The organism is Dyadobacter soli (assembly GCF_900101885.1).
Lineage (GTDB): Bacteria > Bacteroidota > Bacteroidia > Cytophagales > Spirosomataceae > Dyadobacter > Dyadobacter soli.
In genome coordinates this window covers 132,088-156,359 of sequence record NZ_FNAN01000007.1, presented here as the reverse complement: position 1 = coordinate 156,359, position 24,272 = coordinate 132,088, and the positions used below count along the sequence as shown (strand labels likewise).

Annotated in this window: 24 protein-coding genes; 20 read left to right on the top strand and 4 right to left on the bottom strand. The window is 49.2% G+C overall.

Going from position 1 to position 24,272, the window contains the following annotated elements; translation table 11 throughout:
• Positions 1–13 precede the first annotated feature (13 nt).
• The 3 genes from BLQ88_RS12815 to BLQ88_RS37175 form a co-directional block, all read right to left on the bottom strand.
• Entirely contained in the window at positions 14–448 is a 435-nt protein-coding gene (locus BLQ88_RS12815) for a hypothetical protein (protein ID WP_090150175.1), read from the bottom strand.
• Positions 445–1,407, bottom strand: coding sequence for a hypothetical protein (locus BLQ88_RS12810; RefSeq protein WP_090150172.1), 963 nt, complete (start codon positions 1,405–1,407; stop codon positions 445–447). Before BLQ88_RS12810 ends, BLQ88_RS12815 begins: the two co-directional genes overlap by 4 nt.
• Before the next feature lie 740 nt (positions 1,408–2,147).
• Positions 2,148–2,294, bottom strand: coding sequence for a hypothetical protein (locus tag BLQ88_RS37175; RefSeq protein WP_229212683.1), 147 nt, complete (start codon positions 2,292–2,294; stop codon positions 2,148–2,150).
• Between BLQ88_RS37175 and BLQ88_RS37535 the strand changes: the two genes are divergently transcribed.
• The gene (locus tag BLQ88_RS37535; protein WP_374754761.1) at positions 2,226–2,369 is read left to right on the top strand and encodes an HNH endonuclease; all 144 of its coding nucleotides are present in this window, start codon (positions 2,226–2,228) and stop codon (positions 2,367–2,369) included. The genes BLQ88_RS37175 and BLQ88_RS37535 overlap by 69 nt on opposite strands.
• Positions 2,370–2,407: 38 nt before the next feature.
• On the opposite strand, the gene BLQ88_RS12800 is transcribed toward BLQ88_RS37535, so the two are convergent.
• Positions 2,408–2,746: a hypothetical protein gene (locus BLQ88_RS12800; protein WP_143016838.1), complete on the bottom strand. Its 339-nt coding sequence runs from the start codon at positions 2,744–2,746 to the stop codon at positions 2,408–2,410.
• Positions 2,747–2,809: 63 nt separating this feature from the next.
• Here BLQ88_RS12800 and BLQ88_RS12795 point away from each other — a divergent pair, with 63 nt between their 5' ends.
• From BLQ88_RS12795 to BLQ88_RS12705, 19 genes are all read left to right on the top strand, one after another.
• Entirely contained in the window at positions 2,810–3,325 is a 516-nt protein-coding gene (locus BLQ88_RS12795; protein WP_090150163.1) for a hypothetical protein, read from the top strand.
• 331 nt (positions 3,326–3,656) lie between these two features.
• Positions 3,657–4,145 carry a phage terminase small subunit P27 family gene (locus tag BLQ88_RS12790; RefSeq protein WP_090150160.1) on the top strand — a complete coding sequence of 163 codons (489 nt, stop codon included), beginning with the start codon at positions 3,657–3,659 and terminating at the stop codon, positions 4,143–4,145.
• Positions 4,129–5,853 carry a terminase large subunit gene (locus tag BLQ88_RS12785; RefSeq protein WP_090150158.1) on the top strand — a complete coding sequence of 575 codons (1,725 nt, stop codon included), beginning with the start codon at positions 4,129–4,131 and terminating at the stop codon, positions 5,851–5,853. The genes BLQ88_RS12790 and BLQ88_RS12785 overlap by 17 nt, the downstream gene beginning before the upstream one ends.
• On the top strand, positions 5,840–6,046 hold the full coding sequence (locus BLQ88_RS12780) for a hypothetical protein (protein ID WP_090150156.1): 207 nt from the start codon (positions 5,840–5,842) through the stop codon (positions 6,044–6,046). The genes BLQ88_RS12785 and BLQ88_RS12780 overlap by 14 nt, the downstream gene beginning before the upstream one ends.
• Before the next feature lie 79 nt (positions 6,047–6,125).
• Complete coding sequence (locus tag BLQ88_RS12775; RefSeq protein ID WP_090150153.1) at positions 6,126–7,484, top strand: phage portal protein; 1,359 nt, start codon at positions 6,126–6,128, stop codon at positions 7,482–7,484.
• Positions 7,417–8,022 (top strand): HK97 family phage prohead protease, encoded by a 606-nt coding sequence (locus BLQ88_RS12770; RefSeq protein ID WP_090150150.1) that lies wholly within the window; start codon positions 7,417–7,419, stop codon positions 8,020–8,022. Before BLQ88_RS12775 ends, BLQ88_RS12770 begins: the two co-directional genes overlap by 68 nt.
• Positions 8,023–8,048: 26 nt before the next feature.
• A complete protein-coding gene (locus tag BLQ88_RS12765) occupies positions 8,049–9,362 on the top strand; it encodes a phage major capsid protein (protein WP_090150147.1) in 1,314 nt (437 codons plus the stop codon).
• A gap of 55 nt (positions 9,363–9,417) precedes the next feature.
• The gene (locus BLQ88_RS12760; protein WP_090150144.1) at positions 9,418–9,612 is read left to right on the top strand and encodes a hypothetical protein; all 195 of its coding nucleotides are present in this window, start codon (positions 9,418–9,420) and stop codon (positions 9,610–9,612) included.
• Positions 9,609–10,160, top strand: coding sequence for a head-tail connector protein (locus tag BLQ88_RS12755; protein ID WP_090150140.1), 552 nt, complete (start codon positions 9,609–9,611; stop codon positions 10,158–10,160). Before BLQ88_RS12760 ends, BLQ88_RS12755 begins: the two co-directional genes overlap by 4 nt.
• Positions 10,150–10,530, top strand: a complete 381-nt coding sequence (locus tag BLQ88_RS12750) for a phage head completion protein (RefSeq protein ID WP_090150136.1) — start codon at positions 10,150–10,152, stop codon at positions 10,528–10,530. The genes BLQ88_RS12755 and BLQ88_RS12750 overlap by 11 nt, the downstream gene beginning before the upstream one ends.
• Positions 10,527–11,018 (top strand): hypothetical protein, encoded by a 492-nt coding sequence (locus tag BLQ88_RS12745; protein ID WP_090150133.1) that lies wholly within the window; start codon positions 10,527–10,529, stop codon positions 11,016–11,018. Before BLQ88_RS12750 ends, BLQ88_RS12745 begins: the two co-directional genes overlap by 4 nt.
• Positions 11,018–11,404: a tail completion protein gp17 gene (gene gp17 / locus BLQ88_RS12740; RefSeq protein WP_090150130.1), complete on the top strand. Its 387-nt coding sequence runs from the start codon at positions 11,018–11,020 to the stop codon at positions 11,402–11,404. Before BLQ88_RS12745 ends, gp17 begins: the two co-directional genes overlap by 1 nt.
• 26 nt (positions 11,405–11,430) lie before the next feature.
• Positions 11,431–11,883 (top strand): hypothetical protein, encoded by a 453-nt coding sequence (locus BLQ88_RS12735; protein ID WP_143016837.1) that lies wholly within the window; start codon positions 11,431–11,433, stop codon positions 11,881–11,883.
• A gap of 66 nt (positions 11,884–11,949) precedes the next feature.
• Positions 11,950–12,363 carry a hypothetical protein gene (locus BLQ88_RS12730; RefSeq protein WP_090150124.1) on the top strand — a complete coding sequence of 138 codons (414 nt, stop codon included), beginning with the start codon at positions 11,950–11,952 and terminating at the stop codon, positions 12,361–12,363.
• A 38-nt stretch (positions 12,364–12,401) separates the two neighbouring features.
• Positions 12,402–12,695 carry a hypothetical protein gene (locus BLQ88_RS12725; RefSeq protein ID WP_090150121.1) on the top strand — a complete coding sequence of 98 codons (294 nt, stop codon included), beginning with the start codon at positions 12,402–12,404 and terminating at the stop codon, positions 12,693–12,695.
• Positions 12,685–15,381, top strand: a complete 2,697-nt coding sequence (locus BLQ88_RS12720) for a phage tail tape measure protein (RefSeq protein ID WP_090150119.1) — start codon at positions 12,685–12,687, stop codon at positions 15,379–15,381. The genes BLQ88_RS12725 and BLQ88_RS12720 overlap by 11 nt, the downstream gene beginning before the upstream one ends.
• Positions 15,381–20,201 (top strand): hypothetical protein, encoded by a 4,821-nt coding sequence (locus BLQ88_RS12715; RefSeq protein WP_090150116.1) that lies wholly within the window; start codon positions 15,381–15,383, stop codon positions 20,199–20,201. The genes BLQ88_RS12720 and BLQ88_RS12715 overlap by 1 nt, the downstream gene beginning before the upstream one ends.
• A 13-nt stretch (positions 20,202–20,214) precedes the next feature.
• Complete coding sequence (locus BLQ88_RS12710) at positions 20,215–21,414, top strand: hypothetical protein (RefSeq protein ID WP_090150112.1); 1,200 nt, start codon at positions 20,215–20,217, stop codon at positions 21,412–21,414.
• 198 nt (positions 21,415–21,612) lie between these two features.
• Positions 21,613–24,270 carry a hypothetical protein gene (locus tag BLQ88_RS12705; protein WP_176884983.1) on the top strand — a complete coding sequence of 886 codons (2,658 nt, stop codon included), beginning with the start codon at positions 21,613–21,615 and terminating at the stop codon, positions 24,268–24,270.
• The last annotated feature ends 2 nt before the right edge of the window (positions 24,271–24,272 follow it).

The following is a 24,272-nucleotide window of genomic DNA, read 5'->3' as shown; positions in this document are numbered from 1 at the left end:
GTTACTTTCCGTTTCAAAACTTCACACCAAGCTGCTCAAAACACTCCTTGATGATGTGCAAAAGCACCTCTTCACTTGGCAAGCCTTCAACCTGTGGCCCCGCCGCGACGGCCGATTTCGGCACAGGTGTTACTTTACGGATGCTGGCCGGGTCTCCCTCGTAAGTGAAATCGCGCGACTCATGCGCCGGCAGTTCTCTAAAAGTGGGGGTTTTATACTTCGTTGCCGCGTATTGTCTGAGCTCACTTGTATTTTCAAATGCTTGACACACAACTTTTACCTTGTTTTCGAAGGAGTGGAAAATTACAATTATCGTAGGAGACTCATACGATAAAATAGCCTCATAGACTGGCAGCGTAGCAATTTTACTATTGTCCGAAGGCAATTCTTCAAGTTCCGGCCAATACTTCCGAACAACCTGGATTGCTAGTTCAATAAATTCATTCATTGTTTAGGGGATTTTTTGATTTTTGGGGCAACAGTAGATTTTACTTTAGTCAATCGGGGCTTTTCGGCGCCTTCTGCTTGCTCGGGAATAGCCTTTATCCGGGACTCCACGGATTGTAGATGTTTGAGGTCCGGAAATTTCTCAGGGGCTTTATCCGCTTCCTTCAAAGAAGGTTGAACTTCTGCACCTTTTATAAACAACTCGTGCATGGCCATGATGGATTTGGCCAGTTGAGATCGATATTCAGGGTCAGCTTTTATTCTGTTTCTCGTAATTATGCCTGAGGCCTCGGTATTTACAAGTTTGTCGATAAGCTTCTTTTGCGCATTGAGTAACATTTCTTGATAATCATTTTGCAATTCGTAGGACCTGACCTCTTGAGCTACCATTTTGTTATCCAGAACCTTTCTCCAGATGACTGCGCCCGACCAGCAGATATCGTTTATTAGCTTATATGCCATTTTCCCAATTCCAAGAACTTTTACCACTAGCCATACAGACCCCGGCTCGCCTCTAAGTATCTGAATTGTGCCGTCGATCTGAGGGTGGCGCAGTGGAACAGTGAAAGCTATTTTAAACGCGCCCGTGTATTTTTCAAGATCTTGAAATCCGTTGCCATCAGGCAGCCGTATCCGCAAGCTATCTTCGTCAAGGGGAGGAAAGGTTCTAGATATGAAGTTGCTTACAGCAACGAGAGATTCTCGCAATTCGATTGACCTGGTTAAAATGTACTTCATAGTCTCAGAATCGACCCCCGATAGGTCGGAGTTAGGATAACTATGAAGAAATAGTGAAAAGTCGCCAATTGTTTTTGACTCGATTCCAAGTCGACGAAGTTCTTCCAAGATAATTCGATATCTGTAAAGGCCTGTGACCTCCGAAGGGTTATCCTCGTTGTTGAATTTTAATGGGTTTGTTATTGCTTCTTTCAGCAATGATTGTATTTCGTCAAGATTCATGGATAGTAAGAGAAGTCGAGGTTGTAGCTGGTGACAAAAATGTTGTACTATTTGCAGAAATAGAAATAGATATTGTTTATTAGATGTTATTTTTAATAACTAATATCTATATTTGAGCTTCTTGTAGTGGTCTCGCTGTTTGCAGAATAATTGATTGGCCTGTACCACCCATCACTTCATCAACAACTAAATTAAACATGGTGCCAAGCCAGCGAAGAGCTCGCAGGTCGAAGTCGGAACTCATCGATACGGTTCAATTCGATCGCTCCCCAAGGAATTCAGATGTGGCCCGGATTGTGAATCTGAAGCCCGGCATGCGGATGCTGATCGAGGTCGAAGCCTTGACTGTTGATGATCGAGGGTGCGTCGCCGGAAATCTTTGCATTATTGACGGCCCCAATCATCAGTCGTTTCCTGATCTCCTTTTACAAATCCATGAAGTCAGGTTCAAGTCATGAGCGATTACGTTGCCAGGCTGACAAATGATGAGGAATCGTTGCGCAGAGCAGCCGAACGAGCGTCGGAAAGTATGGTCGAATTTGTACAGGCTGCCGAAGCATTTGCAAAAGCGACCATAGACACACATCGCAAGCTTGCTGAGGAGTATTGTCGAGCTATCGGGAGGTTGCTTGTTTTATCAGTTTATGATCGAATTATCTGGACTTATCCCCCGAACCGCGGTAGAGGTCCGAAAAATACGCGATTGCAGAGAGTGGCGAGACAGGGTGCGGCCGCAGCAGCTACTCGACTTTCCATACTGTCAGATTTGCGAAGAAAAAGATGGGTCGTTGATAGAGGCTGTTCAGGTCGACCACATTGTGCCGCTGGAAGTGGGTGGCGCGCCGTTCGACCCAGAAAACCTGCAAAGCCTCTGTAAGCGCTGTCATGTAATTAAGAGCGCTGAGGAGGCGAGGCAGCGAGGAAAACGGATCAGTATGGGCGCCCCGGATATGAAAGGGTAAGCAGGTTGACAATTGGCAGCTGCTAAGGCCCTGCATTACTAGCGATTACTGCCCCAGGTCATTAACCATATTATTCGACCGATGTAATCGAGGAGCAGGTAAAGGGAAACGAAAGCAAAGATAGCAGGTAACCGATTCCAAAATCTTTGACCATTACTTCGCTTCTGACCAGGTATTAAGGCAATGAAATAATCAATACCTAACGCCATCAAAAAGCCAAGGGCGATCACTGAAAGCAAGTGTATAAAATTGTTGGCAACTATGTCAAAAAAGCCATCGTCTTTGTCAAGCGGAAACCGTAGGTGCACGAAGTTTTCAAGAATAAGATTGAATATCATTAAAAAGACTGTGATCAGCCAAAGCTCACTTTTTTTCATTGCGAAGGTTACGGTTACATATGCAAAGTAAACATTAACAATCATTCATCAACAAGCATAATCATGAGCTTAAAACCGGAAGACGTATACAATGCGGTCAAGCATTACAAGGAGGCTGATTTCAAAACAGAAGAAGAGCGCATTCACAACCTAATGACCGCTGCCGACCTCTGCTTGAAAGAACGAGTGCAAGTACCAGCCAGTTTGGTGCAGGAGTTGGCCGATGGGCTTTGGTCGCGGACAAGCATGAGATTTCACCCAATGAGGGTATGTCAGTGCGGCCAGGAAAAGGATTTGGATTGCCATGCAACAGCTGAGCAGGCTGTGGAGGACCCCAAAGAATACGTTGATCAAGTAATCAAAGAGTCAATCGATTGTTCGACAGCCGAGGGTAAGCAGATGCTCCATGTGGAGATCACCGTTAGCAGAGAGGGTAACGATATAGTGCGCGAGGCCAAGGTGAACGGTAAGGTTCGATGGAGTGAGAGGGTGTGGATCAACGCATGGGTTAGGGACAACAGGCCACGTCAGTTCATGGATGAGGTAGAGCAGTTCTTCAACCCGAAGGATCGAATTTAGGTCGATTTTTGAGGCTTGTAGTAGGAGTACTACGGGGGAGGGGTCAAAAGTCTGAAAAGGTCTTTTTGACAACCGCCCTTGCCCCCAAACATATACCGTGTCAAAATTGGAGCAAAATTCCCCGACAGAAAGATGGATTTGTCTCGTGAATCGACCGCCGACCTTGAAAAGGAGCTGGCAAAAAGGAAAGATAGAAATTCCGGACGCTGCCCGAGATGTGGAGGTAAGTGGTCGGCTTACATGGGATGCAGCCGATCTTGGCGAGAGGAATTGCATTGCTTTGGTTGCCGCCGGCCGGTAGAAAATTGTACATGCTGACTAACACTTACTAATGGCAGGAAGAAAACCGAAAGCAACCGACACGCTCCGGGCGCAAGGAACATACCGAAAGGACCGGCATAAGGATCGAATCGACCCCAATAAAGCTTTGTCGCCGTCACCGGTTGACTGGCTGACCGACGAAGAAAAAGAAGTTTGGGCCCAATGGCACGAGTACCTTCAACGAAATGATATTCTGAAAGAAACCGATGAGGTCGCGTTTGGAATGTTGTGCAAGATTTTTGTCAGGGTTCAAAAGCTATCCAAAACACTCCCAGGGCCAACCAAGTTTGTGATCAATCACAAATCTGACTCGGGCGCCAGTGTGAAGAAGCGGAATCCGCTGTACGACGTTCTTTCAGATAGTGAAAATAAGCTGCTGAAATTACTGACAGAATTCGGCATGACGCCAGTCAGTCGGGCACGTGTGAAGTCGGCGATCAAAGAAAAGAAAAACCCTATCGGCGCTTTAAGGAACAGACTCAATGGAGAAGAAGATTAACCCGATATCGAAGGCATTTGATTACGTTCGGGGGGTAGAGTCGGGTGAAATTTCGCTCGGGCTTGTTGCCAAATTATCCGTCAAGCGGTTTCAAAATGACCTGGAACGCGGAGCGGATCGCGGACTTGTGTTTGATGAAAACGCGGCCCAGGTCGCACTGGATTTTTTTGAATGTCTGTGCTTTACCAAGGGGAAGTGGAAAGGCAAACCCTTTTCATTGGAGCCGTGGCAGGCCTTCATTGTGGCAAACGTGTTCGGGTGGAAGGATGTAGTCACCGGCAATCGCAGGTTCACAGAGATTTATATCGAGGTTCCGAAGAAGAACGGGAAAACTGAGCTTGCGGCCGGTATCGGGCTTTACATGCTAGTGCTTGATGAGGAGAATACGCCGGAAGTCTATGCCGCAGCTTACACCAGGGACCAGGCCGGAATCTGTTTCAAGGCGGCCAAGTCAATGGCCCGGCAGTCGGAATACATCCGTAACGAGCTGGATATTTTCGCGAATAGCATTTATTGCGATTACAATGAAGGTTCCATGCTGGCTGTTTCCCATGACGCAAACAATACCGAGGGAAAGCACTCCAGCTGTGTGATTTTCGATGAATACCACGTTCACAAGACCGACGATGTGAAGACCTCCCTTCGTTCTGGGATGGCCGCCAGGGAGCAGCCGATTTTCTTCACCATCACCACGGCCGGCGCGAATAGGCAACTTCCTTGTTACAGTTACCGAACTGAATGTATTGTTGTGTTGGAGGACCATTATGAGCGCGATAATCTTTTTGCGATGATCTTCAACCTCGACGAGGGCGATAGCTGGGAGGATCCGGAAATGTGGGCGAAAGCGAACCCCAATTATGGGGTATCAGTTCGACCAAAATTCCTTGAAGATGAATTCAAAAAGGCAAAAAAGAACGGTCGGGAAGAGGTGGAGTTCAAGACGAAACACCTAAATATGTGGGTGGATTCGGCGGTTACTTGGATTCCGTCGGAAACCTGGAAGAAACTTGCCAAACCAGATTTTGCTCCGGAGGAAGGAGCAGTTTGTTATGCCGGCCTTGATTTGGGGTACGCCAGGGATATCGCGTCATTCGCATTATACTTCCCAGATTACGATTTTCTTGCTGTAAAGCATTACTGTTCAGAGCATGCAGCTGAATACGCTTCCCGGCCAGCAAATATCAACTATCTCGATTGGGTAAAAGCTGGTTACCTAATCGCCACACCTGGTATGACTACCAATTACGAGTATATTTTTAACGATATCGTTGAGGCCGCCAGCACTTTCGATTTCCGCTTTCTTGGATACGACCCTTTTTCTGCGCAGATGCTCAAACAAAAATTAGAAGCGGAGCTAGGAACTACATATGCGGCCGTTCAGAAAGAAGATGGGTCAATTAACTATGACTACCACAACAAGGTTCAGGCGTTTCGACAAGGATTTATCTCAATGGGCCCGGCGACTAAGCTTTTTGAAGAAACAGTACTCAATGAAAAGCTCTTCCATGACGGCAACCCAATTACGGCATGGATGCTAGGGAACGTTGCACTGGCGACTGACGCAGCTGGAAACATCAAGCCGGTAAAAGATAAGAGCAACGGTAAGATTGACGGGATCGTGGCCAGCATAATGGCTCTCGGTGAATATTCAATTTGGCATTTAACAACTGACACTTACGCAAATAGTAAGACTTATGGCATCTATTGAAAAAGAAATACAACAAGGCGACCTCCAAATCACGAAAGACGGCTTTTTCCGGCTTTATGACGGATATAAAAGCAAAGGAATGAGTATGCAGGCAGCTTACCTTAAAGTCTCCGCGCTCTGCGAAAATTTGGGCATAAAAAGCTATTATTCATCCTTTTTATCCTTCAAATACGCGTTTTACACCTCGAAGTAAAAAATACCGGTTATTGGCAATTACTTTTTTGATTACCGAGACTTTCGCCATGCGTAAATTCGGGGAAACTTGAAAACAATTGGCAAAGTGGTATTCGAAACTGTTCGGCAGGCGCACACTTGTGCCCGAACCGGCCATTACGATTGAGTCAATCGCTGAGCAACGCTCGCAATTGGCGTCAACGATGGACGATGCTGACGTATTTTTAAAAAAGCTGGGCCTTGATTCCTTGCGAGTGCATGTTACCGCGACTAACGCGATGGGCATAGCCACCTTTTACGGGTGTGTGAAATTCATCAGTAATCAAATTTCGAGCCTGCCGTATAATGTATACCGTTCGAATGGTAAACACGGAGCAAAAAAACAATACGATCATCCGTTAAATTATGTCTTAGAGACTCGATTTAACAAAAATATGGGACCGCTAGTGGCTCGTAGATCGATGCTCTTGAACTGCCTGGTTCATGGGTGGTCAGTTTCTGAGATAAAGCGGGACAATAACCGCCGGACCATTGAAATTATACCGTATCCATGTAGCGAGGTGTATATTTTGCACGATCGGACTTCCGATAGCTACTTTTTTGAGATTCCGCACTTGAACAAGCGCCTTTCTCAGGATGACGTAGTTTTCTTGAAAGATTTGGATTTTGACGGTGCAAAAGGCACTTCAATTATAAGCTGGCAATCTCGGACCATCGAGATTGACCTCACTACCAGGCAGCATGCGCAGCAGTTTTTTGCGAATCGCACGTTCATGGGCGGCTTTTTGGAGCACCCCGCAATAGCGAATGTAAAGGATGAGACGGCGGCGAAAGAAATCAAGGATCGAGTGAATGACGCGCTGTTGGAAGATGGATTAGCGATACTCCCGCCCAACGTAAAGTATCATTCAATGGGCATGTCGCCCAACGATTCCCGCCTGTTGGAAATTTTCAATATGTCATCAAAAGACATTGCGAAAATCTGGAATCTCAGTCTTGCAATGATTGGAGATACCGAGGTACAAAGCTCGTGGGGTACAGGCGTCGAGGCGATGTATATCATTCTCACCAACTCGGTACTGATACCAATTGCAAGGCAGATCGAGGAAGAAATTAACTATAAGTGTTTTCGGACGGATGAATTGCGGGGAGGATTTTATACCAGCCACAATTTCAAAGGTCTGCTTCGTGGAGACTTCAAAACGCAGTCGGAGCATTTGTACCGGATGGTAACGGGAGGAATTTACATGCCTGACGAGGGACGTGCATACGACGATAAGGGCCCATTGCCGAAGGGAACAGGTGCGAGGGCGTACATGAACGGTTCTATGACTCCGCTCGATCTTATCGACGAGGTCAAATTACAAAAATCTAAAAACTCGAAGAAAAATGGAGCTGCTGACGGACGCGAGCTTTCTTCCTCAGGATCTGAGCGAAGTGAGGGCGATGCAGAATGAAGATGGGTCGTGGAAGATTCCGGGAAGGGCGATTGTTTTCAATCAGCGTTCCAGAAAACTCGGATGGTTTTACGAGATAATCGACTCGCGGGCACTTGAAGGTGCCCGTATGGAGAACGCCATCTCTTGCTGGAACCACAACACAAGCCACATTCTCGGCACCGTCCGGAACCAAACGACGAGCTACACGATAACCGCCGAGGGGTTGGATTACGAGACGCTTCCGCCCAACAACCAGACCACGAACGATATCGTCATTTCGCCCATTCTGCGCCGGGACGTTACGGGGAGCTCTTTCATGTTCCATGTTCCCCGAAAAGGTGAAGAGTGGGTAGAGGAAGAAGGTGGCATTTATGTTCGATACGTCACAAAAATCGATGAGGTATTCGAGTGGGGCCCCGTTTCGATGGCCGCGTACCTGAATTCATCCTCAGAAGTGGCTAAAAGGTCATTTGACGAGTTTATACAGCTCAAAAAACTACAAGAAATCTCTTATCGCAGCCAGTTTGTAAAAATGCAACGGCAGCTTTTACGATAATTTTCATTTCATCAACAAACTATAAAATGGCTAAGAAAACGCTTAAAGAATTGCTGGATGAGCGCGCAGTTAAGGCTGAGGCCGCTGATACAGCTTCCAAGGTCGGTGATGCCGAAAACCGGAACCTCACCTCTGAGGAGTTTAAAACATTCAACGACCTGATGGGAGAAATTCGGGCGTTGGATGCGCAAATTGATCAGGCAAGAGCGATCGAATCGTTCCAGGCTGGCCGTGCACAGGGTTTCCCAGGCGGAGGCGAAGATGGCAACCGTGACACATCGAAAGGTGATCAACGTAATCTCGCAGGCTTTAACCTGAACCGCGCCCTTTTGGCTAAACTCGAACAGCGCGCATTGGATGGCGTTGAGGCCGAAGTAGCAAAAATGGGTGAGCAGCGCGCAATCGACGCTGGACTCGAACTTACTGGTAACAGTATCGTCGTTCTTGACTCCGTTTTCGAGAAACGCGGCCAAACTGTCACAGGACAAACCACAAATCCGGGGGATCAAGGCGGGCTCCTCGTTGAAAAGGATTTGCAGGGTCTTCTTGGTTTGATCCAGGCTGATACGTTCCTTGATAAGGTCGGCGCGTGGTTCATGACCGGACTGAAAGGCGATATCGTTTTCCCTGTTCAGGAAACTGCCCCTACCATTCAGGAGTTGACCGAGATCGAACAGATGAATGATTCTGAAATCTTGTTCAGCTCATTCGAGATGAAGCCGACTCGTCGCGGTACCACTGTGCCAATTTCACGTCAAACGTTGCTTCAAACCTCGTTTGATATGCAGAACATCGTGTTAACGGCGATTTCTGAGGCACTTGCGCAGAAAATGAACGCAGAAGCAATTGCAACCCTTTTGACCATCATCACTTCGGGCAATGGGAACCTGTTGGCACTCGGAACAAATGGCGCGGTGCCTACCTACAACGACGTTGTGGCACTGGAAGGGCTTATTGACAGCTTCAACCACAACAAAGGTGTTCCGAAGTATTTGACGAACACAAAGGTGAGGTCAAAACTGAAAACCACTCAGGTTTTCACAGGCACCAACGGCGCACCGGTATGGAGCCCAGATAACGTGCTGAATGGCCACGATGCAGTAGTCTCCAACATCGTTCCTTCGAACTTGACCAAAGGAACTGCCAACAACGCTTCCGCGATCATCTTCGGAAACTTCCGCGATTTCCGCGTGGGCATGTGGGGTGGTACCGAGTTTATCATCGACCCGTACACTCAGAAAAAGAAGGCTCAGATCGAAGTTACTGCCAACGCATTCTGGGCGATGAAAGCGGTTCGCAACAAGTCGTTTGCGGGTATCAAAGACGCCCTGACAGCCTAATCGGCAACTGTAATATTGTATAACCGGGCTGGCAACGGCCCACTTCCATAAAACAATGGCAGAACAAACAAAAGCCACAGCGGACGCTAAGGCGGCCGAGGCTACAACAGAGTACCAAGGCAAAACCAAGCAGGTTGAGATCATCAAATTTCACCCCCTCGTCGCTCACGAGGTAGGAGATCAGCCTATTCTTACCGAAGAAAAGGCCAATGAATTGATCGAGAAAAAATACGCGAAAGCTCTCAAATGAACACCTATCCGGTATTAAAAACGAAGTACACGTCTTCGCCTGTCACAGTTGAACAGGCGAAGAACTGGCTTCGTCTTGACATTCCGGATTTCACCGAGGACGATTCTAAAATTCAGGATCTGATCAACGCGGCGGTGAGCTACGTGGAGAAGGAATGCAATTTATCTCTGGGCGTTTCCACTTACGAGTGGTACACCGATTGCCTTCCCTGCAAGTTTGCTGATACGTGCAACGTAACCAGCATTTTTAGTATCGAACAGGAAATTGACGATGATTTTGTATCGATCGCCGATACAGAATACAAGCGAATTCCGACCAGTGAAACTACCTCGCGAATCAGGTGGAAATCTTCATTCAAGGCCACAGGGAGCTTCTTTCGGACAACTTTCACTGCTGGCTACGACGAAGGGAAAATACCACACAGACTGTTACAAGCAGTCCGGGCTCTGATTGCTGAATGGTATGACGACCCGGGCGACTATGTGCGCGAGAAAAAGACAATGGCCGACAGGCTGCTTCAACCTTACGTGATAGCTTATGCGGGATAGAAGAGAAAGACGTCGGGGCCTGGGCAGGTACGACAGGCGCGTGCAGCTGATCCGGCCGGTTACCGTTCAAAATGAATACTACGAAACAGGCACGGGCGAGCAGGTTATCTACGACAAATATCCGGCTCACAAACTTGAAAAGGCAACCGCTCAGGATAACGAAAAAGTCAGCCAACGCGTGATTTCGACTCTGTCCGTGGATTGGGACCTGCGTTTCATTCCATCGCTCATCCGGAGTCAAGAGCAGACGATCAATAACACTTGGATCCTTAAAGACCTAACCGATAACCGGACCTACAAAGTTGTAGCACCGGCATCAGAAATCGGCCGGGGCGATGGAATCCTTATCAAAACCGAGCTGGTAGAATGATCAAGATTGATGCCAACGACCTATTAAAACTCGCTGATGGCCTGGGAGCTTACAAAAGCATTATGCCCAAGTCAGTGGCCAGCTCCGCATTGCGGAAATCGGTTCGGCCAATGTACAATTCTGCTCAGAGGCTTGCGCCGAAAGGCCGTGTGGTTTCTCGTGAAGGCTGGGGTAAGAACAAGGGGCCGGATTATGCTCGGGGAGGAATGACCCGCCGCGACGTGAGGATCAAAATGGTGCCGCCTGTTGCAGACGAATCGGCCCGCGCAGTTGTCGGCGTTTCGAAGAAGAAAGGGAAGGTAGGATGGAGGACGCATTTCATTACCGAAGGCTTTACAGATCGGGGAGGCCGGTTTCATAGAGGCAAGAGTTTCCTTGATGACGCCTTCGAATTTACCATTGGTATAGTGAGGGACAACTTCAATCGGGAAGTGCTACTATCATTCCAAAAATGGGCAAGGAGGAATCTAATAAAAGGTAGATACTGATGATTACAAAAGCATTTTTGGACTTGCTTCACACCACACCAGAAGTATCTCAATTGGTAGATGGACGCATCCAGCCGAATTTCATTAAAAAGGGTACTGCCTTACCGGCAGTGTATGTGCTTTCTGACCGAATGGAAAAACAGGGATGTTACGATTCGCAAGGTACGCACACCGGTATTTTGGAAATAGGTATCCACGCTGAAACCTACGAAGAAGCGCAGGATGTCGTCGACGCGATACGAAATACACTGGATGAATTCAGCGGTACAGTGAGCAATGTCGGTATAGTGATCATGAACGGCCAGGTGCTAGGAGATAACTCGGACGAAGACACCGAGGTGCACATTAAAGTAGTCGAATACGAGGCGATAGCCGAACCCAAATAGCAATCATCAACAAACAATAATAAATCATGCCAACAGCAAGAACCGTATCCACCGTCCGGGGTAACGAGACAACCATGGCGGTAGACAAAGCCGATGACGACAATTTTGTAGTTATCAAATGCGCTACGGACATCAATATGTCCAGCGAACTCGAACAGCTGGAAGCGAACTGCTACGGCGGCAACGAAATTTTGATTTCCGGTAACGACCCGATCCCTGCATTTACGCTGAACGGAATTGTGAAAGAATATCCCACCGCTGAAAAAGCTGCAAACGTTTCCGGAAACGATCTGGAAGACTGGCACCTTTCAAAGGAGCCCAAAGAATTCAAATATGCTCGCGGCATGACAGGTGACCGCGTTCGAAGTTTCACCGGGTTTGTCTCGGCGTATGGTGAGGCAGGTACAGCAAACGGGCTGCAGACTTACAGTGCCACCATTTCGGCGATGAAAAAGATCACCATTACGCCTTCGGAGTAGTCAATAACTCATTTCATCAACAATGAAGCGAGGTTCAGAAATGGACCTCGCTTAAACTAAATCGTTATGTCAAAGAAATTAACTACAAAGGTTCAACCAGAGCCGGAGAAACTGGATGTCATCAAGGCACCCACAAAATTTAATATTGAGCTGGGAGGCAAATTATTCACAGTCTTTTTCGGCACCCTAACGTTTCTACGCATCAAAGAGGAGCGTCCCGAACTCCCTTCAAGCTTCGATTTGCTTGAATCGATAGACCCAATCGAGGCAATTCCATTCCTTATTCATTGTGGAGTGAGGCCAGAAGACCGCGCATGGAATAGTTACGAAGAGCTCCTCGAATTGTATGATGAGTGCGAAGATACCGAGGCAGTTGCAAAAGTGTTGCCGGGTTATTTGGCCGGTTCCGGTTCAGTGCTAAAAAAGTTAACCCCCGCACTCGCCGCAGTCGAGGCACTAAGCGAAAAAGGGACGAAGTAAAATTTGATCCTGATGACTGGTACAGGGGTGCTGGACTGATGGGCCTTGCCCCGTCAGAGCTGGAAGTTATAACCCCGTACCAGTTTTCCCTGCTGCGGGAGGGATTCAACCAGCGTCAAAAAATCGAGACTGACAGGGCGAAATACATCGCCTATTGGGTGTATAAAATGGCCGGTAAGGTCGTGGAAAATCCGGTTTCAGTGGAGCAATTCATAAATCCAAACACCGACGGTGCTTCGCTGGATTTGGAAAAATACATCGAGGAGAGATTTACGCCCGAGGCGATGGAACAATACGACAGACTATTCAATCCAAAGAAATATGCAACCTAGCGTAGGAGCAACAAACATACGGGTTGGCTCGTCAATTCAGGGATTGCTTGACGGTATGAAGCGCGCGTCTGCGGCGGTTCGTTCCACGGTTTTCGAGGTCAACAATAAGCTCACCGATAGCTACAAACGAGCCGCAAAGGAGCAGGCCGCCTTTAGAGGCGGTTTGTCAAAACTAAGCAGTGACCTGACCGACATTAGCAAGAAAATAGCTATCGTTGGCGGGCTGCCTGCTCTTTTTGCTGCCGGTAAAGCGTTCAAGGATTACGCCGAGCTTCAGAAGCTTCAACGAGGGCTCGAACGTTACGGGGAGTCAATGCAGAATGTCCGGGAGCTGGCGAAATTGCCAAACATTGGGATTTTTGATGGTGCGAAAGCTCTGATCGGCATGAAGGCTATGAAGCTTAACAGTGACCTGGCTACCCGGTCGCTCAAAGCCTTCGCCAATGCCATCACAGACGCGGGCGGCTCCGCCGTCGACCTGGAACCGGCATTGATCAACCTAAATCAGTTTGTTCGTGGCCGCCACATCAACCAGGTCGATCTTCGGCAGCTGGCTACCCGTATGCCTCAGACTTATGACGCAATGGAGGCCGCTTTCGGGACGCAGGACGTTGAAAAACTGAATGCGAAAATGAAGAGCATTGGGGTTACTGCGTTCATCGACAAGTTTGTTACCGAGCTTGAAAAGATTCCTTTTGCCGGCGGCGGGGCCGCCAACTCTTTGGAGCAGCTTAGCGATGCCACTACGTTCGCATCGGCGGCATTGGGCGAAGGCGCCGATAAGGCATTCGATATTACGGGTAAAATCTCCGGGCTTACCGGTATTATTGACAACCTCACTTCGAACTTTCAGGCACTTACTCCGGAAGCTCAGAAGTCCATTTTTGCAGTCGGAGCACTCGCCGTTGGGATTCCTGCACTTGTGGGTACGGTCGGCGGGCTGATAAAGCTACTTCCTTTACTTGCAACCGGCTTCGGCGCGATATCGGCTCCAATCACGGCTACCATCGCAGTTGTTGGCGTGGCTGCTGCCGCGATCATTACCAATTGGGATTCAGTTAAAAAGTTTCTGACGGATTCTACCTGGTGGACAACGCTCACCGGCCTTGGAAGCTCAGCCCTCGGCATACTGATGGAGTCTTTCAAAGTCGTTCTTAACCTGATTCAGGGCGACTGGGGCAACATGTGGAAGGCGCTTGTAAACGTTGGCAAGAATGCCGCTAACGCGATCGTGGATACGATTGGCGGCATAGCAAAAGGCGCGCTCGGTCTGTTCGGCACCTTCAACGAAGCATTAGGCTTCAATGCCATTGGCCAGGGTGCAAGCTCGGCTGTAAAATACATCGACGGACTAACTCAGAAATTCCGCTTTGATGTCCCTGATTCGTTTGCGGTAGCCGGTAAGGCAATCGACGGAGTCAAAGGAGCAATGAGTAAGCTCGGCGGGGAGTCTGCGGCGCTGGCTCCGGCCGCCGGGGATGCTGCCGAGTACTATGAGAAAATGTCCGAGTCTGCTTTCAAAATCTGGCAGATCGATCTGGCTGGCAAGTGGGCTGAGGAGCGCGAAGCGTTAAAGGGAAAAATCAAATCCTACAAGGAGTTGATTGGCGTGACTGCCGCATTGAACGTGGAAAGTCAAAAGCTAATCAACAACTCTAAGTTGCAATTGCCTCAGAAAGCGACGGGAAACGATTGGCTTGATAAGCTTTCTGCCGGTGCTAGCCCTCAGTCGGCAGCTCAGGCAAAGGCATCCGGCGCGGCATTGATGGATTCCAGGCTAAAAGCCACTCAGGAAGCGATATCAAAATCAGCGGCAAAGTACCTCGGAGAGAGCAACCTTCAATTCGATGCGGCCTTTGATTTGAATTCAATGTTCGGATCGGTTTTTGACCTCGATTCGGCAAAAGAATATTTCAGGGGCTCTGCGAAGACAGCCAATGAGTCACTCGCTCAATATGCTGATCGCATTAAAACAATTCTTGACGTTACGGTCCAATTCAAGGATACATTCGGGTCGGCGTTCAATTTGGCTGATGCGAAAAGCTTTTTCACTCAGCTCCCAAAATTGGCCCAGCAATCTGGTGAAAAATATAAGGAAAAAGTTCGAGGAATTGCTCGAACCACCGCTGAGATGAACCAGGCTATCACCGCGGCAGTCAGGGGCGGAGCGGTTGAAGCGTTTACTACTTTGGGAGAAAAGTTAGGAGACAGCATGAGCGGTCTGTCGGGGATTGGGGATATGATGTACTCAGTAATTGGCAACTTGTTGGTTAATATAGGAAAGGCGCTAGTTACCTACAATACAGTAATACAGGGATTGAAGGTGGCAATAAAATCAATGAACGGGTACGTCGCTCTTGCAGCTGGTGTACTTGCGATTGCGGCCGGAACTGTGCTAAAAAATAAGGTCAGTAAAATGGGCGAGTCAACTCGATTCGCAAAAGGTGGTTTTGCTTATGGCGAGATGAGTGCGATAGTAGGCGACAATCCCAACGCCCGGCATGACCCTGAAATGATCGCACCTTACAGCAAGGTCGATAAATCCATTGAAAAAAGCATCAAAATGCATGGTGGCGGCAGCGGAGGCAGCAATGTCATAATACCAGAAGTCAGACTTCGCGGCGAGGATCTCTATGTCGCTTTTAAACGAGTGGAAAAAAGGAATAAGGCAATTTTCGGAGGATAATGGGACTTAAATATTTCACCCAATATCGGGATTCTTTTGGGGATACAAGGGAGGTTAAGCTTTACAAAGACGGATTCGACGGTGATCCCGTCGAGTGGATCAGTGAGCGCGGCGCGGTTCGGTTTACAAGGGGAGAGTCAGATGGATTCTTCCCTGATCAGCCTATCATTGCATCCCAGGCGCAAATAGGACTGATCTTAAAGGAGCGGTACGACCTAACCGAATTTGTAACGAACCGGAAGACCTTCTACGTTGAAATTGTCGACACTGTATTTACTCGCGTTATATGGAGTGGATGGATTGAGCCCTGGGATGCAAGGCATGACTACCAGAAGCCGCCTTACGTAATTAATCTTACGGCAAGCTGCGGCTTGGCTCACCTATCCAAAAAGAAGTACGTAAACCCCAACAGTACTTTCAAGAAAACCGGATTGCAGATCATTCAGGACTGCTTAGGTGTGATCGGTCGAGAAGAATTGCCGATCCGGGTTTCCACTCACATGTACGAGAACGGCTTCACAGGAGACAGCAGATTAGGGCTTACCTCCTTTGAGGAGAATACATTCAGGTACTATGATGACAATGGTGAATCTCTTTACTGTGATGTGATAGTAAACAACCTGTTGAACCATTTCAATGCCGAAATCACTCAGTGGAATAACATGTGGGTGATCCGTTCCATTATCGATAATGCTACGGGTTTTGACACTTCTTACCTGGACATTTCCCCGTCGCCTCACCCTATTGCGTGGCCTGGCACCTTCTCGGTTAATGGCACCATCTCAAAATCCCTTGATGGCGGCCAGATCAGGATTTTACCGCCAATCAATAAGTACCGGACCGAGATTGATTTCGGCCAGCAAAAGCCCTTCTTCGAGAATGGGAACATGCTGCTGTGGAACGAAAACGGGCTGATTGGATGGGATTTCACCCACATGACCAAAGGCAATCCAGGCTGGGAGCAATTTGCCATTGGAGGAGAAGGGAGCCGTTCTGTATTGAAAATAAACGGGAAGTCGCCACAGCCTTACAGGAAAAAAAAGAAGAAGAAGTTCGGTCAAATTCTGGTCCCGATTTTAACCGGGATGATTGGCGCGAACCTGAAAAACACCTATTATGACGTTGAGCCTTCCCAATACATCGAAAGTCCTGGCGGCTCTATATCAAAGGCCGACAAGAGCGTAACCATAACGTTTGACTACGAAACGGAAGCGTTTTCTTCTGATATCCTGATCTCGATTCGAATTCCCATAACAAGGAACAATCAGATTGTAAACTTTTGGGTAGACCCGTCTTCAAGTCCTGCCCTTGCTGGTGCTGATAAATCTACTGCGAGTGCTTCGGAGGCATTTTGTTTGATCCGGATACCGCCCGTAGATATGGGAAAGCTGACTGACAAAGGAACAATTGATGTTTCAGGGAATCCTAATTATCCGGCTGCGAACTGGTCCCCGGGATCAAAGAATACCGATTGGACGTGGACAGTTACTGGCGTTCCGGCTGGCGAGTATCGACGAATTGGCGGGGTTAATGGGGTATTGGTTGAAAACGGTGATCTTGTGGTTGCCCGCGTTGCCAATCTTGGCGGTACGCAGGAGCAGGTAGGTAGTTATTGGGAGATTATCGGGATTCGGAATAACGTCAAAAAGGGGACTTTCTCACTGGCGGTCTCCCTTAATACGACCTTTATTACCCGGCCTGGACAAGACTTCCCGGCAGATAAAGTGTACGTCCGGTTTTACAAAATGGCCGACGACGAAGGTAAGCCCGGAGACTGGTACAAAGTGTACAACCTCAATGGCAAGCTGGAAGGCTTTGTAGCTTCGGAAGAGTCTGCAAGGTACGCAACGACTTTGGAGCGAGGGGATGTGACAGACGAGGAGGCAGATACTATCAACCTGATAAGTGGCGACTTCACTCCGTGGTACGTAGGAACGTGGACGCGCCCGGGTAGCAACGACGGTACTTCGTCGTGGAGGCGTCGCCCACCCTTGAATGAGTCACTCTCGGTTTACAGGGCGATGATGAAGGACCGGCTATGCATGACTACCAAGCCGCTGACGGTTTTTGAAGGAAAAATATTCCTGCTGCCGGGCGACGTTTATGTCCACTATCTGCACAGGCTATATTTCGAAGATCAGGACAAAACTTTCCGTATTGTCCGCTTCGAATACGATGACTCGCAAAAGGAGGCGCAGGTTACTGCGGTGGAAATCCTCTATGAGGAAATTCCCGATTCCGAGCTCAAACAGGATTCGTACATTCCCGGTTCGAGACAATTGAACACCGTTCCCGGTCAAGGCGATGGAATTTATCCGAGCAAACAGGATAGTACCAATGGCAGATTGAATGCCGAGGATATGCCGCTGACCGAAGAGGAGCTATTCGAGCAAATCGAAGCGACGGCGCGACTCGATGCCCTTTTCGAAGGCATTGCGCCGCTGACTTACGTGGCTGCGGTTGAAAGCGAAGATTCAGTGGATTTGAAAGACTTCCTTTCCGAAACGTTCATTACAAACAATGAGAACCAGGAAGAAGAAGATTATTTCGATATCACAACCCTGGTCCTGAAACTGGACTATGCACCGGCGTGGTTTTCGTCAGTCGAGGACGATGCTTTGGTAATTACGGCCACTGCGCTCGCTCCAAAGTCAGGAAGGTTTTACATTGATTTTACCGCGACAGATCCGGAGAGCGATTTCACAATTCCTATCCGCGTGCCGGTCCTGGTCGAGGAGAATGAAGATTACGTTGAAAGCTGGCCGCCTGAGTTCGAAGCGTTCCCTGTGCTCAATTTCGTGCTGAAAAAGGAGACGGTTACCGGCTTTAATTTCCGGGATTACATGCCCGATGGCCACAAGCTTTTGCAGTACCGATTTTTCTCCGTTCCGGAATGGGTTTCGGCCCGTAGCGTGGTGAACGATGACTTCTCAATCACTGGCACGCCGCCTATCATTGAGAAGCGGACAATCACGGTGGAGATATGGGACGGCATTGCCGAGCACCGGCCATACACTGACGAGATTTTGTTGCAGGTAATCGAGGCGACCGAGATCACTGGAAAGCTGATCGGTTCAACTGATGGCGACGCAGTCACCGGCGATTTGCCTGGCGCATTTGAAGTGCCGGATTTGTGGGACGTGCAATTGACGGTATCCGGCCTGCATGACAAAATTGCAATCAAGGTGACCGGGGGAGGTGATCTTGGGGACGAGATCAACTTCGAAAATACGCTGACACTGCCTGACCCCGTAGAGGCAGGCACATACCGTCCGTTCATTGAAACCGGCGGTGTGGAAGGAATTGTCGGTCAGTATTTGATCGAGGTCGTTGTTTCCCTGGGAGAAAACGAAACGGCGCAAGCATTCGACCTGACGCTTTACGACGATGAGTACCTGGCTGAAATGCGGAAGCACCTTACAAAAGGAACTGATCAGGTCGGCGAGATCATGCCAGACGGCGCGACCTCATTCGTGTATCCGGGCGCAGTGAATGCCAGAGCCGAAATTCACGATATCGATTTCGACGAGGTTTATATCTCGCTCGAAAAAGAAGGTGAGGTAATCGGCGAACAGCACCTTACCGATGTTGATCCGCTATTGAGCTGGTGGTTTTACGCGCTCGAAGAAGATACAGAGTTGGAGCCTGGCGTATATACCTTTCCGGTACGTTTATTAAAGGAGGGCGAGGATGTTTTTAAGCGGACGGATAAATTCACGATCGAGAGCAAGGACGCCGAGCCGAAACCGCTCCTTTCGCTGGGTACATTCGCGCCGGGAACTACCAATGTCGCGATAATTGCGGAGAGTATCCCGTTGAAGGGAGCAGAATACGACCTCGTTCCTTGGACGCTTGTTTTTAACGGCTTCGGGCCCGATGTGGAATGCGTTACGGGTGAATGGGAATTGGATTTTCTGCGTGGCGGATCGTTCGCCGAGGTGGACCTGGAACAGTTTACGGGATATCCTTCAAAGTTTGCTTATACGTCAGGGAAAACCCTTATATTTGGCAACAAATCATCTTTGAAAATCGGGGATATTCACCAGGCACCTTCCCGCGTGCTGGCGAAGTTCGTTGGCCGTGACGCTGACGGAAAAATCGTTGGTATCGCGCAGGCGGATTTTAGCTTTCGCGTCGCACTCGATCCGGAAGATTATAGCGACTTTGCTTACTTTGAGGATGATATTACTACCGGAACAGGTATTTTAATTGATCCGAACATGCCCAGGGAGGGACGGAAGTACTTGCTTCCTCCTAATGGTAAGACATTCAGTGTTCGAAGGAAATCTTTCGATGGAATGTCCTTTGAATATGTCTCGGTTCTTATGGGTAGACTAGTATCTGGCGTATGGGAGGATTACAATAATTACATCTACTTCCCTGAGCCGACTACCGGGTTTGACAACTTCGAAACGATACGGACGGAATGGGAGATTTCGGGAGGCAGGCCGATTATAAAAAGTTCAGTTCAACCTGTCTACATAGATATTCCAGGCGAGTACAAAGTTATCATGTATATCAACGTCGATGGCATCAACTATGGCTGGCAGACGAACTTCGAAATTGTCGAAGATGTTGAGCCGCCAATCAAAGACTGTTGCGCATGCGATTGTGAGGGTGAAGGTTCCGAGCAGATAGAGTTTCCGTTTAGCTCGCCCGCCGAAGAATGGATTGTTACACACAACCTAAACCGGAAGCCCGACCCGCTGATTTTGATCGACGGTAAAAAGGTTCTCTCTGACGTGCAGTACCTGGACAATGATGTATTCAAAGTGATTCATTCAAAGCCGCAAACCGGCTCGGTTATAATTATTTCATAATCAACAAACTGAAATGGAAGTACACAATAATCTTGACCTATTACAGAACCAGATTATCAATGTGGTTCTGCACGCGCTGGCTGTGCCGCCAAGCGCCCCGGTAGACGGTCAGTTGTACTACAATACTGGTACCAAGATCATCTACCAATACGATAGCGTAGCGGCGGCGTGGAAACCTCTCGGCGCGGGCAATGTTATTGGCGGCGACGGTTTGGATGAAAGCACGACCGGCGGAGTAACAACCTTGTCGGTAAAAACCGATGGCGTGACCGTTGAGGTCGTTGCTGACGTTGTGAGGGTGAAGGATGGAGGTATTTCTGCCGCCAAGCTCGCTACGGACTCGGTTACGGCAATCAAGATCCTGAACGGCGCGGTGAGCTTTGCGAAGATGCAAAACATCAACGCAATGACGGTAATCGGCCGGACTGCCGCCGGTGCTGGTGTGGCTTCCGAGATCACCCTGATCAACGACAACACGCTCGCTACCGCAACGGGAACCAACATTGCAACGGCCGGAGCGGTCAAAGCCTACATTGATGGACTTGTTGGCGGTATTGGTAGCCTGGTTGGTGCGTTCAACGCCAACACGAGCACGAACTTCCCAGGGAGTGCGGCAATCAAGAAAGGCGCTTACTGGTATGTTTCCGTAGCGGGCACTGTCCAGGGGCAGGTTTTCAATGTAGGTGACGTGCTGATCGCCAACAAGGATAACCCGTCGACCACTTCGGCAGCTGACTGGATTTTCCTTGAAACTAACCGCGATCAGGCCACCGCGACCGTCCTCGGTCTGGTAATGCTTGCGACCAATGCTGAAGTGCAGGCTGGAACGGATGCGAACAAGGTTGTAACACCTGCTTCGCTCAGCTCCCGTACCGCGACTGAGGTGCGCACCGGTTTGATTGAGATCGCCACACAGGCAGAAACCAACACTGGCACCGACGATACCCGTGCGGTCACGCCTCTGAAAATGGCAACCTACGTCGCGTCCCAAATATCGGGCGGGGCTTTCGCGGCAACGATCGGCGACGGAACGGCCACAGCCTTTACGGTAACCCACAACCTGAATTCACTAGATGTAATGGTGGAGGTACGCAAAGTATCCGACAACTCTGCTGTCGTTGTCGACAACCGGGCGTCGACGGTCAACGCTGTGATCGTGACTTTCGCCAAAGCTCCGGCCAATGCCTCTTTCCGTGTGATCATTAAAAAGTAACCAATGGATTTTCTCAGCGCCGCATATTTCGACGATGCCATTACAGCCGCCTCCAAGATCAGAGGGGCGACTGCCTATGCATTGCTTGCTGTTGGACTTGCGAACTCTGCTTATTCAAACGCTGCGATAGAGGCATACACGCCGCCGGGTCTTTACGCCACTGGCGCGCGGCCTGGATACGGGTTTCACGCTGGAGGCGTGTTTGGGACTTACCTGTATGCCAACAACGCATCGGATCTTAGGCTGAGGACAGACACCGGGCTTGATTTTACGCTTTGGCATTCCGGCAATGCGCGCAGTGATTCGCAGAACGATACGCGTTATTCTCAGATCGGCCATACGCATGCAATCTCAGACGTGACCGGCTTACAGGCCGCGCTCGATGCAAAAACGGGCGGGACCGGCACACCTGGCCGCTATCCAAAGTATGCGACGAGCTCAACGTTTACCGACGGCATGCTCAGCGAGTCAGGGATAAATGTTATCGCTAATGGCGGCGTGATTGTTTCTGATACGCCATTTAATTCCAGTCTGAGAGGTTTTGGACTTTGGGCGTCCGGCGTGATACGCTGGGGGCTTGGTAAAGCGGGCAATGAAACCGGATCGGATGCCGGATCGGACTTCACGCTATGGAGTTACAGCGACGGCGGGACATATCTTAGAGAGCCGCTTCGAATCTCACGCGCTACGGGCAATGCGACATTCTCCGGCACCATCTCCGCGAGTGGTGGTAATTCGGGCAACTGGAATACTGCCTTTTCGTGGGGCAATCACTCCGGCCTTTACGTACCGGTAGCTCGGACCGTATCAGCTGGCACCGGTCTCACTGGAGGCGGAGCGCTGTCGGCGAATATTTCGTTGGCATTTGATACCACGTATAGCGATGGACGGTATGCGGCCTTGGCTCATACGCACGCAATTGCTGATGTTACAGGCCTGCAAGTTGCGCTCGACGGCAAAAACTCGGGAACGGGAACCGTAAACCAGGTTCCTCTTTTCATCGGCGCAAATACATTCGGGGACAGTATTATGTCCCAGTCGACCGGCAATATCTATGTCGCTGGCCAGCTGTTTAGCAATACTCCGGTCAATACAAATGTAAGGGGCTTCAACTTTCAATCAGGTGGGGCGAATAGATGGGCCGTAGGTAAAGCAGGGAGCGAGACAGGCTCGAATGCCGGTTCTGATTATGTGTGGTGGAGGTATAACGATGCGGGAGCGTATTTAGGCGAAGCTTTTCGCATGTCACGAGCCACGGGCAACGCTACTTTCTCGGGGACGGTCACAGTGTCCGGGGGCAATTCAACCAACTGGAACACGGCCTTTTCATGGGGAAACCACGCGTCGGCGGGTTATGTACCAACGTCTCGCACCATCACAATCAACGGAACAACCCTTGACCTTTCGGCGAATAGGTCGTGGACAATTTCGGGTGGAGGTATTCCCGGCAGCCTTTCGGACAAATATGTTCCGAGATATGATTCTGCGTCGAGCTCATTTGTGAACAGCTCGATCGAGGAAACAGCTACTTCGGTAGATATTAAGAAATCGACAACCATTAACAAAAATGGCAGTTTCTACTATTTAGGGGTTGGTGGGTCGTTGAATACATTTGGAATAAGTTTTTACAATACCGCAGGAACAAATGCATTTTCGTTCGGCCGATACAACGACGAATTCAGTTTCACAACTGTCAATGGAACTACCGTTTATGAAATAAAATCGGACAATCTTTTCACGTTCGTTAACCCAAACGGACTTCAACCTTTCAAGGTTAACAGCTCAACATTAATTCCCAATCTGAATGCCGATATGGTGGACGGGTTGCATGCAAGTAGTTTTGCCCTTGCGTCTTCGCTATCCAGTTATGTTCCAACAGCCCGGACGATTACGATCAACGGCACGACTTTCGACCTGAGCGCGAACAGATCATGGACGATTTCAGGAGGAATAGGCGGAGGTGGCACCACTGGCAAAATACCTGTTTTTACAGCGGGCACGACAATTGGCGATAGTATTCTGTCCGTCAGTGGCGTGAATGTGACTGCGGCCGGTCAATTCCAAAGCGATGCCGCGCCCGCCGCTGGCCCTCGTGGGTTTTATCTTTCAAATGCCAACGTAGCCCGTTGGTCGATCGGCAAATTCGGTTCGGAAACTGGCTCGGATGCAGGTAGTGATCTGGTTTTCATGCGCTACAATGACGGGGGCTCTTTACTTGGAACAGCAATGTCGATTTCCAGGGCTAATGGTAACGTGACGCTTTCAGGAGGCATTTCCGTTTCTGGCGGCAACTCTGGGCAGTGGAATACAGCATACAACTGGGGGAATCATGCGAGCGCTGGATATGCTTCAAATTCTTCGCTATCTAATTATGTGCCCACTTCGCGAACGATCACTATTAATGGGACCACTTACGACCTTTCGGCGAATAGATCCTGGACGATTTCCGGTGGAGGATCAAGCACGCTTGCTGGACTGTCCGACGTCTTCATTTCGGGACCGTCTGACTATCAGCCGCTGATCTATGTTTCCGGCGCGTGGAGAAACTTTTCGATGGGGTGGGTTACCGGAAGCGGGTCAAACGCAAGAATGGCCAAATGGAACGGCGGCAGCAGCATAACCTCGTCAGAAATTTGGGAGATATCTAATTCGGTGCTCATTGGCTCAAACGGCAATCGCCGCGATCTGCTGGTAGTAGAAGGGTCTCTTGTCCCCCAGCAAATGAGCCAATCACAACGGTTAAGTTACAGCCCTGGGTATATCGGGGCGATAGTTTATCAAACCGATGGCACAGCTGGCCTATATGTCGCCAAAGACAATGGCTCCGGAGGCCACACATGGGTTTACGTAGGATAATC

Coding starts and splice junctions, on each gene's coding strand:
- BLQ88_RS12815 (WP_090150175.1), bottom strand. CDS start 448: ATGAATGAATTTATTGAACTAGCAATCCAGGTTGTTCGGAAGTATTGG.
- BLQ88_RS12810 (WP_090150172.1), bottom strand. CDS start 1,407: ATGAATCTTGACGAAATACAATCATTGCTGAAAGAAGCAATAACAAAC.
- BLQ88_RS37175 (WP_229212683.1), bottom strand. CDS start 2,294: ATGACAGCGCTTACAGAGGCTTTGCAGGTTTTCTGGGTCGAACGGCGC.
- BLQ88_RS12800 (WP_143016838.1), bottom strand. CDS start 2,746: ATGAAAAAAAGTGAGCTTTGGCTGATCACAGTCTTTTTAATGATATTC.
- BLQ88_RS12795 (WP_090150163.1), top strand. CDS start 2,810: ATGAGCTTAAAACCGGAAGACGTATACAATGCGGTCAAGCATTACAAG.
- BLQ88_RS12790 (WP_090150160.1), top strand. CDS start 3,657: ATGGCAGGAAGAAAACCGAAAGCAACCGACACGCTCCGGGCGCAAGGA.
- BLQ88_RS12785 (WP_090150158.1), top strand. CDS start 4,129: ATGGAGAAGAAGATTAACCCGATATCGAAGGCATTTGATTACGTTCGG.
- BLQ88_RS12780 (WP_090150156.1), top strand. CDS start 5,840: ATGGCATCTATTGAAAAAGAAATACAACAAGGCGACCTCCAAATCACG.
- BLQ88_RS12770 (WP_090150150.1), top strand. CDS start 7,417: ATGGAGCTGCTGACGGACGCGAGCTTTCTTCCTCAGGATCTGAGCGAA.
- BLQ88_RS12765 (WP_090150147.1), top strand. CDS start 8,049: ATGGCTAAGAAAACGCTTAAAGAATTGCTGGATGAGCGCGCAGTTAAG.
- BLQ88_RS12760 (WP_090150144.1), top strand. CDS start 9,418: ATGGCAGAACAAACAAAAGCCACAGCGGACGCTAAGGCGGCCGAGGCT.
- BLQ88_RS12755 (WP_090150140.1), top strand. CDS start 9,609: ATGAACACCTATCCGGTATTAAAAACGAAGTACACGTCTTCGCCTGTC.
- BLQ88_RS12750 (WP_090150136.1), top strand. CDS start 10,150: ATGCGGGATAGAAGAGAAAGACGTCGGGGCCTGGGCAGGTACGACAGG.
- BLQ88_RS12745 (WP_090150133.1), top strand. CDS start 10,527: ATGATCAAGATTGATGCCAACGACCTATTAAAACTCGCTGATGGCCTG.
- gp17 (WP_090150130.1), top strand. CDS start 11,018: ATGATTACAAAAGCATTTTTGGACTTGCTTCACACCACACCAGAAGTA.
- BLQ88_RS12735 (WP_143016837.1), top strand. CDS start 11,431: ATGCCAACAGCAAGAACCGTATCCACCGTCCGGGGTAACGAGACAACC.
- BLQ88_RS12730 (WP_090150124.1), top strand. CDS start 11,950: ATGTCAAAGAAATTAACTACAAAGGTTCAACCAGAGCCGGAGAAACTG.
- BLQ88_RS12725 (WP_090150121.1), top strand. CDS start 12,402: ATGGGCCTTGCCCCGTCAGAGCTGGAAGTTATAACCCCGTACCAGTTT.
- BLQ88_RS12720 (WP_090150119.1), top strand. CDS start 12,685: ATGCAACCTAGCGTAGGAGCAACAAACATACGGGTTGGCTCGTCAATT.
- BLQ88_RS12715 (WP_090150116.1), top strand. CDS start 15,381: ATGGGACTTAAATATTTCACCCAATATCGGGATTCTTTTGGGGATACA.
- BLQ88_RS12710 (WP_090150112.1), top strand. CDS start 20,215: ATGGAAGTACACAATAATCTTGACCTATTACAGAACCAGATTATCAAT.